The sequence below is a fragment of the Xanthomonas sp. CFBP 8151 genome (assembly GCF_011761885.1).
GTDB classification, from domain to species: domain Bacteria; phylum Pseudomonadota; class Gammaproteobacteria; order Xanthomonadales; family Xanthomonadaceae; genus Xanthomonas; species Xanthomonas arboricola_B.
Genome location: NZ_JAASQZ010000002.1, coordinates 699270 through 712413, shown reverse-complemented (window position 1 = coordinate 712413; position 13144 = coordinate 699270). Strand labels below are relative to the sequence as shown.

Annotated in this window: 12 protein-coding genes and 1 pseudogene; 8 read left to right on the top strand and 5 right to left on the bottom strand. The window is 58.8% G+C overall.

All coding sequences use genetic code 11. The features are described from left to right. Positions 1-53: 53 nt before the first annotated feature. Positions 54-2642 carry a Z1 domain-containing protein gene (locus tag FHT08_RS10975; RefSeq protein WP_208408965.1) on the top strand — a complete coding sequence of 863 codons (2589 nt, stop codon included), beginning with the start codon at positions 54-56 and terminating at the stop codon, positions 2640-2642. Beyond that, complete coding sequence (locus FHT08_RS10970) at positions 2639-3700, top strand: PD-(D/E)XK motif protein (protein WP_166775091.1); 1062 nt, start codon at positions 2639-2641, stop codon at positions 3698-3700. Before FHT08_RS10975 ends, FHT08_RS10970 begins: the two co-directional genes overlap by 4 nt. 163 nt (positions 3701-3863) lie before the next feature. Here the strand turns inward: FHT08_RS10970 and FHT08_RS10965 are convergent. From FHT08_RS10965 to FHT08_RS10945, 5 genes and pseudogenes are all read right to left on the bottom strand, one after another. Continuing rightward, positions 3864-4279, bottom strand: a pseudogene (locus FHT08_RS10965) (transposase); the annotation flags it as partial. A 631-nt stretch (positions 4280-4910) separates the two neighbouring features. After that, positions 4911-5303 carry a hypothetical protein gene (locus FHT08_RS10960; RefSeq protein ID WP_243849014.1) on the bottom strand — a complete coding sequence of 131 codons (393 nt, stop codon included), beginning with the start codon at positions 5301-5303 and terminating at the stop codon, positions 4911-4913. A 155-nt stretch (positions 5304-5458) separates the two neighbouring features. Then, positions 5459-6646 carry an XVIPCD domain-containing protein gene (locus FHT08_RS10955; RefSeq protein WP_166775090.1) on the bottom strand — a complete coding sequence of 396 codons (1188 nt, stop codon included), beginning with the start codon at positions 6644-6646 and terminating at the stop codon, positions 5459-5461. Between the two features lie 3 nt (positions 6647-6649). Next, positions 6650-6982: a hypothetical protein gene (locus tag FHT08_RS10950; protein ID WP_243849013.1), complete on the bottom strand. Its 333-nt coding sequence runs from the start codon at positions 6980-6982 to the stop codon at positions 6650-6652. Positions 6983-7195: 213 nt separating this feature from the next. Further along, complete coding sequence (locus FHT08_RS10945; RefSeq protein WP_243849012.1) at positions 7196-7894, bottom strand: hypothetical protein; 699 nt, start codon at positions 7892-7894, stop codon at positions 7196-7198. Positions 7895-8353: 459 nt separating this feature from the next. On the opposite strand from FHT08_RS10945, the gene FHT08_RS10940 reads away from it, so the two are divergent. The 6 genes from FHT08_RS10940 (at position 8354) to FHT08_RS10915 (ending at position 13081) form a co-directional block, all read left to right on the top strand. Further along, positions 8354-8623, top strand: a complete 270-nt coding sequence (locus FHT08_RS10940) for a hypothetical protein (RefSeq protein WP_243849011.1) — start codon at positions 8354-8356, stop codon at positions 8621-8623. After that, positions 8620-9033 (top strand): SymE family type I addiction module toxin, encoded by a 414-nt coding sequence (locus FHT08_RS10935; RefSeq protein ID WP_102583346.1) that lies wholly within the window; start codon positions 8620-8622, stop codon positions 9031-9033. The genes FHT08_RS10940 and FHT08_RS10935 overlap by 4 nt, the downstream gene beginning before the upstream one ends. Before the next feature lie 89 nt (positions 9034-9122). Then, a complete protein-coding gene (locus tag FHT08_RS20000) occupies positions 9123-9752 on the top strand; it encodes a hypothetical protein (RefSeq protein WP_104533316.1) in 630 nt (209 codons plus the stop codon). A 14-nt stretch (positions 9753-9766) separates the two neighbouring features. Continuing rightward, positions 9767-11233: an XVIPCD domain-containing protein gene (locus FHT08_RS10925; protein ID WP_208408964.1), complete on the top strand. Its 1467-nt coding sequence runs from the start codon at positions 9767-9769 to the stop codon at positions 11231-11233. A 216-nt stretch (positions 11234-11449) separates the two neighbouring features. Then, positions 11450-12070, top strand: coding sequence for a hypothetical protein (locus tag FHT08_RS10920; RefSeq protein WP_102583400.1), 621 nt, complete (start codon positions 11450-11452; stop codon positions 12068-12070). A gap of 108 nt (positions 12071-12178) precedes the next feature. Further along, positions 12179-13081, top strand: coding sequence for an XVIPCD domain-containing protein (locus FHT08_RS10915; protein ID WP_166775458.1), 903 nt, complete (start codon positions 12179-12181; stop codon positions 13079-13081). The last annotated feature ends 63 nt before the right edge of the window (positions 13082-13144 follow it).

Below are 13144 nucleotides of genomic sequence, written 5' to 3'. Positions count from 1 at the left end.
ACACGGCGAAGCCCGAAGAATGGTCCTCTAGCCGGTCGCGCACTGGACTTGTCATGGGTTCGGTCCAGTCTGGCAAGACAGCTTCTATGCTGGGTGTTTCAGCACTGGCCATCGACTACGGCCTTGACATCATCGTCGTGCTCGCTGGGACCCGTCTCTCCTTATGGCGCCAGACCTACGAGAGACTGTTGCAGCAGTTGGACTCGGGGGAGGAGAACGCACAGAAGATCAAGCGTCGCCTCCTGTGCCCACCCCCTAGCGTCGCACTGTCAGAGCAGACATACCCGCTGACAACCACCTATCGCTTGCCACCGGCTCAGGTTCGGCAACGTTTGAGTCAGGGCAAGCCGCTGATCATTGTGGCGATGAAGCAAACCGATCATCTGCACGCCTTGGCAGCAAGCCTCCGCACAAGCGTCTTCGGCGCAGTGAAGGAGCTTGGTCGCACAGCTCACATGCTCGTGCTTGACGATGAGGCTGATGACGGCTCGATCCTCGATGCCATTGTTGAGTCCTCGCAAGATCCCATCTACGGTAGGTTGAAGCAGATCCCGCGTGCGATCGCCAACCTCTGGGACCCGCCCCAGGGGTCACCTGGAAACCTATTCTCAACCTACATCGCTTACACGGCGACACCCCAGGCCAACCTGCTTCAGGAGGACCACAATCCCCTAGCGCCGCGCGACTTCATGATCTCTCTTCGTACTCCGCTCGACGTCGGCCATCCAGTGGACATGACCGACCTTGGCAACCTCAACGCCCCTCGCTCATCGACTTACCCTGAGATCGTTGGAATCCGTTCTTACTACACCGGCGGTGAGGTCTTCTACCGCCGTGCGGAGGCGGCCGGCCTGTGCGTGCCCACGACCAGTTCCGCGCAACAGGACCTCGCCGACGCCGTCCGGGCCTTCCTGGTGGCGGGCGCCATCCGCTTGTATCGCTCCGGCAAGCTAGGTCCGGCGTCCGCCATCAAAGGTCAGTTCGACACCGAAGAAGAAGCCCTTGCCGACGTGGCTCCGCCGCACTCGATGCTCTACCACCCTTCAGCGGCTATCTTAGATCACTTTCAGGGCGCCGAGGACGTCTTGCTCTGGGCAGGGATCCAAGACCGGACGACTGCTCGGAAACTGCTTGACGCCGGCGACGCCAGGCTCCCCGACACTTTGGTGAACGACCTGCAGGCGGACCCTACCCCGTGGGCGCAGTGGCTCGACAAGTACATTGCCTCCGCCGGAGCAATCGAGAACGAGTTCAAAGTCCTTACGCCGAAGACCTTCCCGGATTGGCAGACCGTCGAAGCCCTGCTCATCTGTGAGGTGATCCCAGGGACTAGAGTCGCCGTGGTCAATAGCGACCCTAACGCTGACGAGCGCCCTGCTTACACCCCCAGCCGGGACCCAGAAAGCGGCAAGTGGAGTGCCGCGCGCGACGTCAGCACTATCTTTGTCTCAGGAAACGTCATGGCGCGCGGACTGACGCTGGAAGGAATGACCACAGCGTTGTTTCAGCGTTCATCGGCTAACCCGCTAGCCGACACTCAGATGCAGATGCAGCGCTGGTTCGGCTACCGTGGGTCTTATATTGAGTTGTGCCGCGTCTTCGCCTCCAGCGACCAATTCACCCTCTTCCGCGCCTATCATGATGTCGACGAAGCGGTTCGCACGGCCATCACTGAGCGCATGATGGGCGGCGCGCCCGAACCGACGGTTCTACAGGGCCTCAACTTCGAGGCCACCGGCAAGATCGCGGGTGTCGGTAACCTTCCCCTGTCACCAGGGGCTCGCCCTTTCGTCACAGTTATCAATAACAGCCAGCAGGCGGATCCCAATGCAGACGTCGTGGCGGAACTCTTCGCACGGTCGTCCAGCGATCTCTCTGTAGCCAACGTGCTGCGAGGCCGAATACTGGATGTGCCACTCAAACTTACCGAGGCCGCCGAGCTTTTGGATCGTCTCACTTTCGCAGACTACCAACCCGGGAATGAGGGCTTCCACGCGGACTTCTGGAGCCGAGTTGAAGCCCGAGCACACGCAATTACCCCCATCTCGGATCCGCCGTTCTACCGCCCGCCCGTGAGGCACGGAGCAGGGGACCCGACCCGGCGTGCCTGCCCCTATGCCATCGCCGCCTATCTTCGACTCTGGTCGGCCAGCCTCACTCGCTCAATCACAGGACTCTTTGTCACTGGCCACCCCGGTGATCTGTGGTCCTACGCCGACCTCGATCGCAAGACAACTGAGCAACCACGGTTCTGGGTCGGCATTCGCTACGGAGATGGTGCTGTCGTGTCCAGCGGTCCGCTGGCACTGCTTCCGTTCAACATCCACGCCACCACAAAGAGGGTGGTCGGAGGCGAACTTAAGACAACTTGGGGAGCTAGCGACCCAAGCGCCGGCCAGAGCGAGTATCGCGGTGACGTCTACTTCGACTACTACCACCATCGTCGCGCATCCGTGCCATCGAGCAGCAATACGGCGTGGCGACCCAGCGGCGCCGACGGTCAGATCCTCTTCTACGTCAATCAACATCCGAGCGACTTGCACCCCACGGTCGCAGTTGGACTCTGCCTCCCTGCGGGAGGACCTGAGCAGTTCTCAGCTACCCGTGCTGGGGCGGCCACCGTTACGAAGAGACTTCCATGATCAGCTACGAAGCAGTTCTCGATCAGATTAGCGCCATTCCGGCTGGCGCCATCGGAGATGACCGAGCCATCACCTGGTTGACGGACGCGAAGGTGGTCGGTCTCGCTCGAAACAGTCGCGGTCACTTGGAACTTTTCCTTGCAGGCGACCAGTTGAAGCCCCAGACGAGCACCGTGAAGTCTGCGATTCACCACCACTCGTGGCACCGAGACACCCTGCCGCCGCTGAGGGCCAACCGCATCCTTCTTCCCGCTCTGGGGCACTTCGACCAGGTCGGTGCATTCATTGCCGCTGAACTGCTGCGCGAGAGAGCTGACGTCAATTTGGGGCGCGCTTTTGCCGTCACCGAGCCTCTGATCGAACTCGCCATCAAACGCTTGGAGATCTCCGAGAACGCCATCCTCGGACTTCTAGGTGAACTGCTCCTTCTCGACGCCGTCTGCCGCCGCGCAGACAATCTCAACGCCGGGCAGGTCATCGAGGCTTGGGATGGCTGGCGCCGCTCTGCAAGGGACTTCACTTGGGAGGGCACGGGCGTAGAGATAAAGACCACTACTCGAGCCACCTCAAGTCACGCCATCCATGGCGTTCACCAGATCGAGCCTGCCCCTGCCACTGATGACACCCTCGGGGAAGCGCGCCTGCTTCTCATAAGCATCGGCCTGAGCCAGACAGATCCCAACGTGCCTGCGTTGTCGATCCCCTCCCTGGTGGAGAGCATCGTTGAGCGACTCACCGCGACCGGAGCAAGCGGCTCGGTCGACGAGTTTCTCATGCGCGTAGCCATGTACGGCTCGGAGTCGGGCATCGGATACGAGCACCCCAGGATGGCTAACGAGGCGCCGTTCACGACCCCGTTCGCCTTGACCTTTATCCGCGGTTACGACATGGCAGACCCGGCCGTCGAGGTCCTGCGGCGCGATGACGTCGTCGCCCACCAGCATGTTGACGCCCAATCGCTCACCTTCCGCGTAGAACTTCCTGCGACGATCAGCTTCGATAACCCCGTCGCAGGTTCCCGACGCGTCGCGGAGGCGATTCTGGGCCTGCACATTTAGGTGCTTAAGCAAGTTCTGCTAAGAGTTAGCGGAGAGTCCACAATTCAAGTCATTCCGCATTCCCGCTGTATCACGGATCGCAGATGGGAAATCCGCGCGCTGGCGGAGGCTGGCATGGAACTGTGCAAATAACGGGGTCAGGCTATTAGGTGTTCCCATGTTTTTACGGCACCAGCGTCATCTGCTCACGCACTGCGGTCGGGCAGTGTGCGCAAGCGTTCTAGCCAGCGTGAGACAGGTTCCATCGGCCAACGTCTGACCAACGCCTCGCGCCCTAATGCAGTGTCGAGTAGAGCTTGCGCTAGCTGTCGCGGGGCGACAGCCAGTGTGCGATGCCAGTGGCTTCGCAGCCCAGTCCTGCCAGCCAACTGGCGAAGGTGGCCAGCGTATTGAGCAACAACAGGATCTGCAGCCGCTCACCGCGTCGGGTCAGGCTGTCTTCCATCGCTTAGCCGTAGCGATTGGACTTCAGATCAAGAAATGCCAGTTCGACCTACATCCGTCGTGCGTACAGGTTGGCCAACTGCTTTGCGCTGGGCGCATGCAGTTGGGGGAGGATACGATCAGCCATGGCTCGCGCTAATAAAAGGGGAAGGTTCACCTGTTCGCACTCTTGAGTCGCGTCCGATACATTGATCGCTGCGTTACCGGGGTAGACGACACGCCCTGCCAGTTGCTTATCGGCTGGGAGCAGGGGGCTGCGGTAGGAACAGGCAAGGGTTGGGGTCGCTATGGAGTAGCTTTGTAGCGGCAAGGCCGGCAGAGATTCCAAGAGCAATCATGATCACTGCGGCGTACTGGCGACGCGATCCAGGGTTCGCTGACGCGGGTGCCTCGTTGTGTTGCGTCCTCCTGGTAAGCATGTCGAGCTGTCGGGCTGCACTGTCCCAATCATTGCACTGAACCAAAACCTGATGCACTTCATCGCCGTCATTTATCTGCACTCTGTAAAAGCGCCTGTTAGTCTCGTACTCGATTCGAGATTCAGTGAGCATCAAAGTGAGCGAGTCGCAAAGTATCTTGTCCGTACCCGAGTAGAGGATTTCCATGGAGTGAACGCTCCCATTGGGCCGTGCAGAAAAAAACGCTGGCGGTTTGAGTGAATAGTGAGATAGGTAGCTGCATGATCGACTGAATGTTGCGGTCACGCATTTTATTACCAAGACTAACGCGGTCAGGTTGACCTGAACCACTAGAACAGACTTTAAAACTAAGGTGCAAATTTTTCTTCTATATCCACGTAAATCAGCAAGACCTCTTCGCCCGCATAGGGCACGGTGACTTTCGGCATCCAAAGCTCAGCTGGTGGTATGACAGCTTTCGCCATCGCATCGCACCTAGCACTAATGCCACATCTGCGGATAGCAATGCGCAAGACGCCGCGGTCACTTAAAAAATCAACGCCGGGAGAATAGAATTGGCTTTCCGCCGGCATGTGATAGGTGATTTGGAGCGAGTTGGATCCCACCCTTGCAACTTTGACCGGCTGCACGTCGCTCTTTCTATAATCAGAGCGCATACTTACTTCTGCAGAAGCAGTCGAGATTGATAGCGAAAGGAATGCTGTCCCAAAAATGAGCCTAATTTTCATATCTAAGTTCATGCCAAGGTTTGGGATCCGTCTAGAAGCGTTAGCACCTGCCATCTCGGCAAGCCAAAAGCTAACCTCAAACGCCGGAAGCGAGCTACTGCCAAGTGTCTGAATACTTACGTGTTGTCTCTGCTTGGCTGGTCGAAAGGCTGCTATGACTGGGTCAATCAGACTTGCAACCTTGGTGCATCTTGCTTTTGACTCTGTTCCTGAGTTTCAGCACTCATCGCGAGTGCACGTGTGTGTTCGGCAGACTGTACGCGCGCTTGGCTTTGCTCAACCGAACTCTCCACCGCATCTGCCGTGCGCATTTGCTCGCGGTGGTACACGGAGGTGGAGGGATCTCCCTGGACCAGAAAAACGTACTCGCCGGCGGCTGCCCGGGTGCCTGCTTGGCCAAGCACTACGCTGTCTACACGTTCCAGTCCCTGCTCTTTGGCAAGGGCATACAGGCTCCAGGTCATACGGTCACTTGCCGCATCGGGAGCACGATTCAGCGAATGATCGATCCGATGTACGCCATCCTGGATTTGAGCAAACATGGGATCGCTAGGCGATGGAGCCTGCGCGCTGAGCTTGAAACCATCCGATGATCCACGCGACGGCGCGGCCGGATCCTGTGGTACCAATGGCTGCCCACTCGTAGGAGGCGCGATTTTACGATCGTCCGCATCGAACCACTGCTTGCCGTCAAACCTGTATCCGCTGCGTACCGATGCCGCGCCGACGTCTTGATAAAGGTCTTCCCCGAAATCCGGGGCGTTGACTGTCTCACCTTGTGCGTTCTTCGGCAGAACAGGTTGAACGCCGCTGGACTTCAGCAAGTTGCTGACAACACCGTTGCTGTTGTTGTACAGCGGAGAATATTCCAGTTGTGCGTGATTGATCTGATCCCCAGCCTTCAGGGCAGACTCAAGTTTTGTGGATAACTCCTGGTCAGAACCGCTCCAGGCAACGATGCGCTCGTGGCGCTCGCCCGGTGCGGGCCAGTCTGGTGCGGTGACTGTCGCTTTCACGATGTTGCCCTTGGCATCCCTCGCAAGAGCCGGCTCGGAAGGATCCAACTGGTTCAAAGGTACTGGCTCGTAGTTGCCGTCTTGTTTGAGCCGGTACCCAATTTCATAAGGGGCAATGTAAGGGGCTGCTTCAACTCGAATGTGCCCAAACTTCTCCGAGCCAAGAACTGTGCTCTCGGCAAAGTTTGCCAAGTCATTTCCCTCGGCTCTAGTGTCGGGTCCCCCACGTACTACCGTCTGGCTGCCGTCGGATTTCTGAAAGAGCAGGTAAAGATGGCGGCGGTCACCAGCAACCTCGCTTGCCCCCACCAAAATTGTTGCCTTCTTCTGCTCATCCATGACTTATTCCTCAATATCTTGCGGAGCTCGATTCACTACCAGTTTGCTCAAGTAGATTCCGTCAGCAGAATGAAAGCCCACCATCCAGGTAACCGGCACAGCTGGCGCTGTCACCGATGGCTGCGCTTCTTTCACGACAGGGGAAAGCGTGCACATCATTGACGCTTTGTAACCTGCGCCAGGAGAGTTCAGCGCTTGGCAGTGAAATCCTAGATCCTCAAGGTTTTTCTGCGCGGCCGTAATGGGCGAGCCTACCGGGTTGGCGGCTTGAAGCTGCTGCCTTGCTTTCGCGGCAGACTGTTGAGTATTGAAGCCGGGCCGTGAGTCTTGCTGCATGGCAGAGCACCCTGATACGAAGAAGAGACTAGCAGCTGTTAGCAATGCTAGAGCACAAAGGTTGGCGTGAGGATTCGTTTGCATGATTTGACAGCTCCACCGCAATCAAACGCATGGTTATCCATGTGGAGATCGGTTGCAAGTATGCCCCCACGGGCTCGCGGAACTCTGAAGTTACAGCGGCGAGCTAACCTGGCCATGCCTGACTCCAATCTATGCGTCAGCTACTATTACGCCCCTCTCTTTGCCCTTTAGCGCCATGTCGAGCAAATACTCATAGGTCTGCAGCTTACCCCTAGCCGATGTGGCAACCCAGCAGATCATCCAGAAGAACAGCAGGAAAATCCCCACCATTGCTGTCAATGGAGACATTGCTAAAGGATTGCCACCAGCGCGCAGAACTAGAAAGAGCGACGCCGCAACCGGCAGAAGGCCTAGCTTGTCGATGCTTCCAGCCAATAGCGCAATGCGGCCCGCACGGCGTGTATGGCTGTAGCGCGCGTGATCCAGCATGATTTGCAAGGTTGCCGCCGGATACCCTTGCAGCCAAGTCACCTCCTGCATAAATTGCTCTAGCTGATGATCAGTGCGCATTGCTTGATCTAATGTCCATCGACGCAGATCACTCGCGATCCCGTAGATGCCGAGCAGCATCAGGACGCCCAATGCTACTAATGCAACCCGGAGGCCGGCGGTTGCTACCTTTACTAGCAACTGAGGCGGAACACTCGTGAAGCTGAGGAATGATGCAATCAGCGTCGAAGCGATTGCCAACGCCATGACGATGCCTGCGCCGCGCACGAGGCGGCTTGGGCTGGCGGTATCTGCTGGAAACTCCGGTAGCGCGCTGAGGCGCTCTTCTAATGCCTTGAAAGTCAAGGGCACGACCGGTGCTACGCCGCTACTTTCCATGACGCCTGCCATCGTTGAGTGATACGGCAAGATTAGAGGTGTCTGATCTATACGGCCAGGTGGAAACGTTGGGACAGTACGAAAAATTTTCTCTTAGTGCGCCCGGTGCGTAGCGGGTCTGTGATCTTAAATATCTGAGCACACAGGCTGTGCGTCCGTGCCTTTTGGATCTGCCTTTTAAGAACAGATGGCGACAGTTGACATCGCGATCGGTGCGTTGCAATCTCCAACTTAAGGAGCGTCGAAACTCCTCACACAGCGGTACCCACCTCCGTCAAACCGGTGGGTTTTTTGTGCCTGCATCCTGCAGGTACAAGCCGACGCCATGCCTGCGTCGGGAGGGCGGCTAATACAACACCCGCAAGGGGAATACGCCCGCCGGCTGTGTGCGGTTTCGAACCTCCCGACATCCCGTCGCCGTTGGCGGCGGTTCTTGGGTTGTTCCAGGAGGGCGTTGCCATGTCTACCGCACCATCCATGCCGGCATCTGTGCCGGTTGATCTGCTGCCAGCTTCCGCTCACCGCCTGCGGTGGGATGTGGGCGATGTGCTGTGCCGGCTCGTCGCACGCGCGGCTGTTGAGCAGGCGAGCGACCATCCGGCGTATCTGCTAAGTCGCCAGCTCGCTGTGTTGCCGCACAACTCGCGTGACCGGTTCGCACGCAGGGCCGTGGCGTTGCAGCAGCGCGTCGCTGCAACCATCACCCGCCACCACCCGGAGGCGCCATGACACGCCGCCGCCCACCCACGGCATCTGCCAGCGCACGGCCCACCCGCACGCGTGCGCGTCCCACGCCGCCTAAGCGGGTGCAGTGGGTTGTTGTGGAACCCGACCGCACCAAGCTGCCACCGATGCTGCCGCCCGACCCGGACGCCTCCCCGCAAGGCCCCGGCACGCTACGCGCACCCCGCCGCGCCCGCCGCCCGCGCCAATGCACCGTCAGCTACACCCATTACCCCGGCGCCCACGACCACGCCGGCGACCAGCACGTACCCCACGTCCGCCTCAGCGGCCTATGGCTGGAACAACTGGGCTTTGCCATCGGCACCAAGCTGCGCATCACCGCGAGCGAAGGGCAGTTGCTGATGGAGGTGTTGCCGCCGGTGGAGGTGCCGGCCAAGGCGCGCAGCGTGCGGTGATGATGGTGCGGCTGCCAGACCCCTTGCGATTGACCTCGGTGCCGGATGCCACTAGCGTCGCAGCCACACCAGCGCACAACGGACGCTTCATGATCGCGCGCCCCCTCTACGCCTTGCTCGCCACCCTCGCTCTGGGCGCATGCGCCCACACGGCGGCCACCCCAGCACCGGCAACCGTCACGGAGACATCTGCCATGAGTTCCTCAGCCGATCACGTACCTGCAGATCCTTCCAAAGGTGGACCACGTACCGCGCAGGAAGCATTGGAGCGGGTACTGGAGCTGATTCGCACAAGCACCAGTATTGAATCGTTCACTGCCGATCATGTGTCTCGAGCAATGGGCCAGTCGGTACAGCACCGCGGTGATGGTTCCGGGCGGTTCGGTGCCAGCGGAGTGCTGACCCGAGACTGGAACTACGGGTTTGGTGTCAACAAAACCGAAATAAAGGGTGCATGGTTCGAGTTCCTGTTCCTGCCTAATCCGCCAGAAGCGTCTCCGTCTATGTCGGATATCTGCCAGATCGACTTCGAGGCATTTGCGGCGCACCTCGAAAAAATGGGTTTCTCGCGACAACGCAATCTTGTCGAAGATGGGCGATGGATGAGCGATATCTTTCAACGCCCAGGGATGCGCGTAGAGCTCTTCCCGCGTGGCGAGGCTGACGAACCTTTAGCGCGCACCACTCATCAGTGCATCGAGTGGGTTCAAATTCGCTAGTCCAAGGAGCGGACATGTTGAGCCAAGAAGCAAGTGCCGTGGTGGCGTCATTCGGTCAGCAACCAGGTGTCACACGTGAGCATCTGGACAACTTCAATCGGGTCCTGAACGATTCGCCCGAGTTGACCCGCCAGATCAACGAGGCGGTGCAGAAAAAGCTGCTGAAAGGCTTCGCGCCGTTAAACGATCCGCATGCGGGAGGCACCTATGATCCACGCGATCAGGAAATTCACCTGCCGCTTGCAGCGCTGGTGAATGATGCCAACGGCAAGCATGCAGCAGCAGGCGATTTGACTTTCGTCTTGGGACATGAAATTCAGCATAGCCTTTACAGTCCCACTGCTGCGCTTGCGCGGGAACAGTTCAAAACAGAGGCAATAAAAATCGCCCGTAGCACGCACGATTACACTGCTGCTGGCGAGAAGGTGCTTGCCAGTAACCGTGCGGACGAAGCAACGGCCGAAATAGCCGGATGGAACGCTATCGTGAGCGCGGTCAAGAGTCGTAACCCTAATCCTACGCTTGAAGATGTGTACCTGTTTGCGGATGGTCGGGCCAGAGATTTCGTCACGCGCAGCGGTTATCCAAGCATCTATACGCCCAAGGCAAACCTGGCGTTCAATAGCGACCTGACGTTGTCGCCCACGGCGGGTAATGTCGAGGCAATGGGAGTGAATTACTTCGACAAGTCGGTCAAGGACACCCGTATCGGTCATGCGGGCCAGTCCGACTACGTCAACCATTACGGTCCGTGGGTGGTCGGCACAGCCGCCATCTACGAGCGACACTACAACAAGTCAAAGCCCGGCGAGCCGGAGCAGCCAATGATCCTGGACATGCAGCGCCTGGGATTCAATGAAGAAATTTTGGAGCACAACGGCATTGACCTGGGCAGCGACACCCGCCCCATGCCATACCTGGACAGTAGTACGCAGCCGCCAACCCCTGGGCTCTTCCAGCACAGCAAGGACACTCACCTGCACGTCTCGCCGATTTCTGCCCAAGCGCTGGAGCAGGAGCTGCGAGAGCGCGACCCACAATCGCCACGTCCCCCAGCGCAGGCGCCCTCACAGCCAGGCCACCCAGACCACGCGCTATATCAGCAGATCAAAAGTGGTGTGATGCAGCTCGACGCCCAGCACGGCAAAGAGTGGGACGGGGCAAGTCAGCGCATGACTGCCAGCCTGCTTGCGCTGGCAAAAGAGGAAGGGTTGTCGCGGGTGGATCATGTTGTGCTCAACAACCCAACAGGTCAGCTGGCCGGCGGCGAGAAGGTCTTTGTCGTCCAGGGCGCCCTCAACGACCCGGCACACCAGCGCGCGCACATGCCGACGGTGGACGCCGTGCAGTCACCAGAGAGCCAGTCGTTCGATCGCGTGCAGGCAATTAACCAGACTCAGGCCCAGGCACGCGAACAGCAGCAGGCGCTGGAGCAGTCGCAGCAAGCTGTTACCCAGGCCGGTCCGTCAATGACGCGCTGAGGGTCAACAGAATAAGGTAAGTCTCGGCCGCCCACACGCCTGCCCGCCGCCGTAAGTGCAGTTGGCCATGCGGGGTGAGTAAGCGATACGACGTTGCATAGTGACCGCAGAAGATGCAGCTAAGATGGCCCATGGTCCTGGACGCGGATTTGTCTTGAACCTCAGATCCAGCATCACACTCACAGGAGAGATACGGTGCTTATTACAAGCGGTCGAATGCGCTTTGCCGTTGCGGCATCGATCATCGGTCTGATCATAGGCTGCAGCATGCAATCGCCCCCCGCAAATACCTCCATTGCAAAGGAGCAGTCAGATATGCAAACCACAGTGCCATTGACGCGAAGCTTGCTTTCGCACGACGGAGAAAACATGGTGCTTGAGTTCGACGTACCTGCCCAGCCGGAGGACGCGAACCCACCAATTTTCATCGGCGTTCTATTGACGGGAAATGACATGGGCACGGTAGCGGATGCCGCCGACCGTCTGGTGCGTGCCGATATCATTGCAGTCGTGCATCTGGAACGTATCGAGCAGGCCGGGGCGGTTCCGGTGGAGCTGCAGCGCAGTCAGCGTGTCGGAAGAGAACAAGAGTTGCCTGTTGCCATCGCCGCAGACGGCATTGCAAAGGGGTTGTTCGCGCTAAATGCAGATGTCGCGACAATGGCACGCGCTGGGCTACCCCCGACCGGCACGGTCTCCGAGGAGCTCGCGTTTGCCTACAGTACTTCCCTCCAGGCTGGTCGCTATCGTCTCCGATTGCGTATTGATCAGAACCGGCGGGCATTGCTAGATGAGAACGCTCAGCTGTTGATTGCTTACACTCACAAAGCAAAATAAGGTTGGCGAGACATGGATGATCACGACAAACGCTACACTGTCACCGTCTACGTCGCTGCGGCGGGCACCCCACTCTTGATCACCGGCGGCAACTCCATGGCCGGCCACATGTACTACACAGTAAGCGACGGCAAGGAAGTTAATAGCTATGGGTTTGCTCCCGCAGAGCACGGCGAGTCTAGCGGGCCGGGAAAGGTATTCAAGGATGACGTCAGGAACTATAAAGATCCTTATTACTCGCGCACGATGGAAATCGATCAGTCGCAGTACGAGAAGCTAAAAGACTTCGGCAAGTCGCCTGCGAAACATGGGTTCAATATGGAGTACGGTGGCGCTTCCAACAGCTGCATCGACTTCACGTGGGGTGCGCTGAACCATGCGGGACTGCATCGTACGACCAGACAGGGGGTCGACAAGGACTTTGAAGGCGCGCTCAAGCCGGTAGGGAATGTCGACGAGATCAAGAGCATCCATGCCCCCTTGCCTAACAGTGAGTTGAACAGGGAGCGCAGTAATCCTAAGCCCGATCAGCTCTGGTGGCAGAAAGTGATCGGAGAGGCGCATCTACCCGGTAATCAGGTGCCCCCGGGCGAGGTCAGTGCAGTAGCCGCGCATCCACAGGCGCATGATCCACTTCATCGCCAGGCCGAGGATGCCGTTCGTCGCCTTGAGCGAGGCCTCGGCAGGGAATACGACGACAACAGCGCCCGCCTTGCAGCAAGCAGCGCATATCTAGCCAAGGAAAGCGGGCTGGCGCGGATCGATCACGTTGTGCTGAGCGAGAACACCAAGTCCGTGCGACAGGGTGAGAACGTCTTCGTTGTGGAAGGCGCGTTGAACGACCCCGCTCACAAGATGGCGCACATGAAGACCAACGACGCGATTGCACAGCCGGTTGAGCAGTCTCTCGCGCAGCTCCAGGCTTTGGGCGAGACGCAGCGTCAGCAGCACTCCCAGCAGCAGGAGCAGCAGCGCGAGCAATCGATCGCCCCGCAGCACCGGATGGTGTGAAGGATACAGATCCGATGTTCTGCGATGCTCTTCTCGGGCGGCTAGGGTTGTGGGTGCATCCAG

Bases quoted from the DNA above. Each gene is read 5' to 3' on its own strand.
- FHT08_RS10975 (WP_208408965.1), top strand. From the start codon at position 54: ATGGGTTCGGTCCAGTCTGGCAAGACAGCTTCTATGCTGGGTGTTTCA.
- FHT08_RS10970 (WP_166775091.1), top strand. From the start codon at position 2,639: ATGATCAGCTACGAAGCAGTTCTCGATCAGATTAGCGCCATTCCGGCT.
- FHT08_RS10960 (WP_243849014.1), bottom strand. From the start codon at position 5,303: ATGAACTTAGATATGAAAATTAGGCTCATTTTTGGGACAGCATTCCTT.
- FHT08_RS10955 (WP_166775090.1), bottom strand. From the start codon at position 6,646: ATGGATGAGCAGAAGAAGGCAACAATTTTGGTGGGGGCAAGCGAGGTT.
- FHT08_RS10950 (WP_243849013.1), bottom strand. From the start codon at position 6,982: ATGCAGCAAGACTCACGGCCCGGCTTCAATACTCAACAGTCTGCCGCG.
- FHT08_RS10945 (WP_243849012.1), bottom strand. From the start codon at position 7,894: ATGGAAAGTAGCGGCGTAGCACCGGTCGTGCCCTTGACTTTCAAGGCA.
- FHT08_RS10940 (WP_243849011.1), top strand. From the start codon at position 8,354: ATGTCTACCGCACCATCCATGCCGGCATCTGTGCCGGTTGATCTGCTG.
- FHT08_RS10935 (WP_102583346.1), top strand. From the start codon at position 8,620: ATGACACGCCGCCGCCCACCCACGGCATCTGCCAGCGCACGGCCCACC.
- FHT08_RS20000 (WP_104533316.1), top strand. From the start codon at position 9,123: ATGATCGCGCGCCCCCTCTACGCCTTGCTCGCCACCCTCGCTCTGGGC.
- FHT08_RS10925 (WP_208408964.1), top strand. From the start codon at position 9,767: ATGTTGAGCCAAGAAGCAAGTGCCGTGGTGGCGTCATTCGGTCAGCAA.
- FHT08_RS10920 (WP_102583400.1), top strand. From the start codon at position 11,450: ATGCGCTTTGCCGTTGCGGCATCGATCATCGGTCTGATCATAGGCTGC.
- FHT08_RS10915 (WP_166775458.1), top strand. From the start codon at position 12,179: ATGTACTACACAGTAAGCGACGGCAAGGAAGTTAATAGCTATGGGTTT.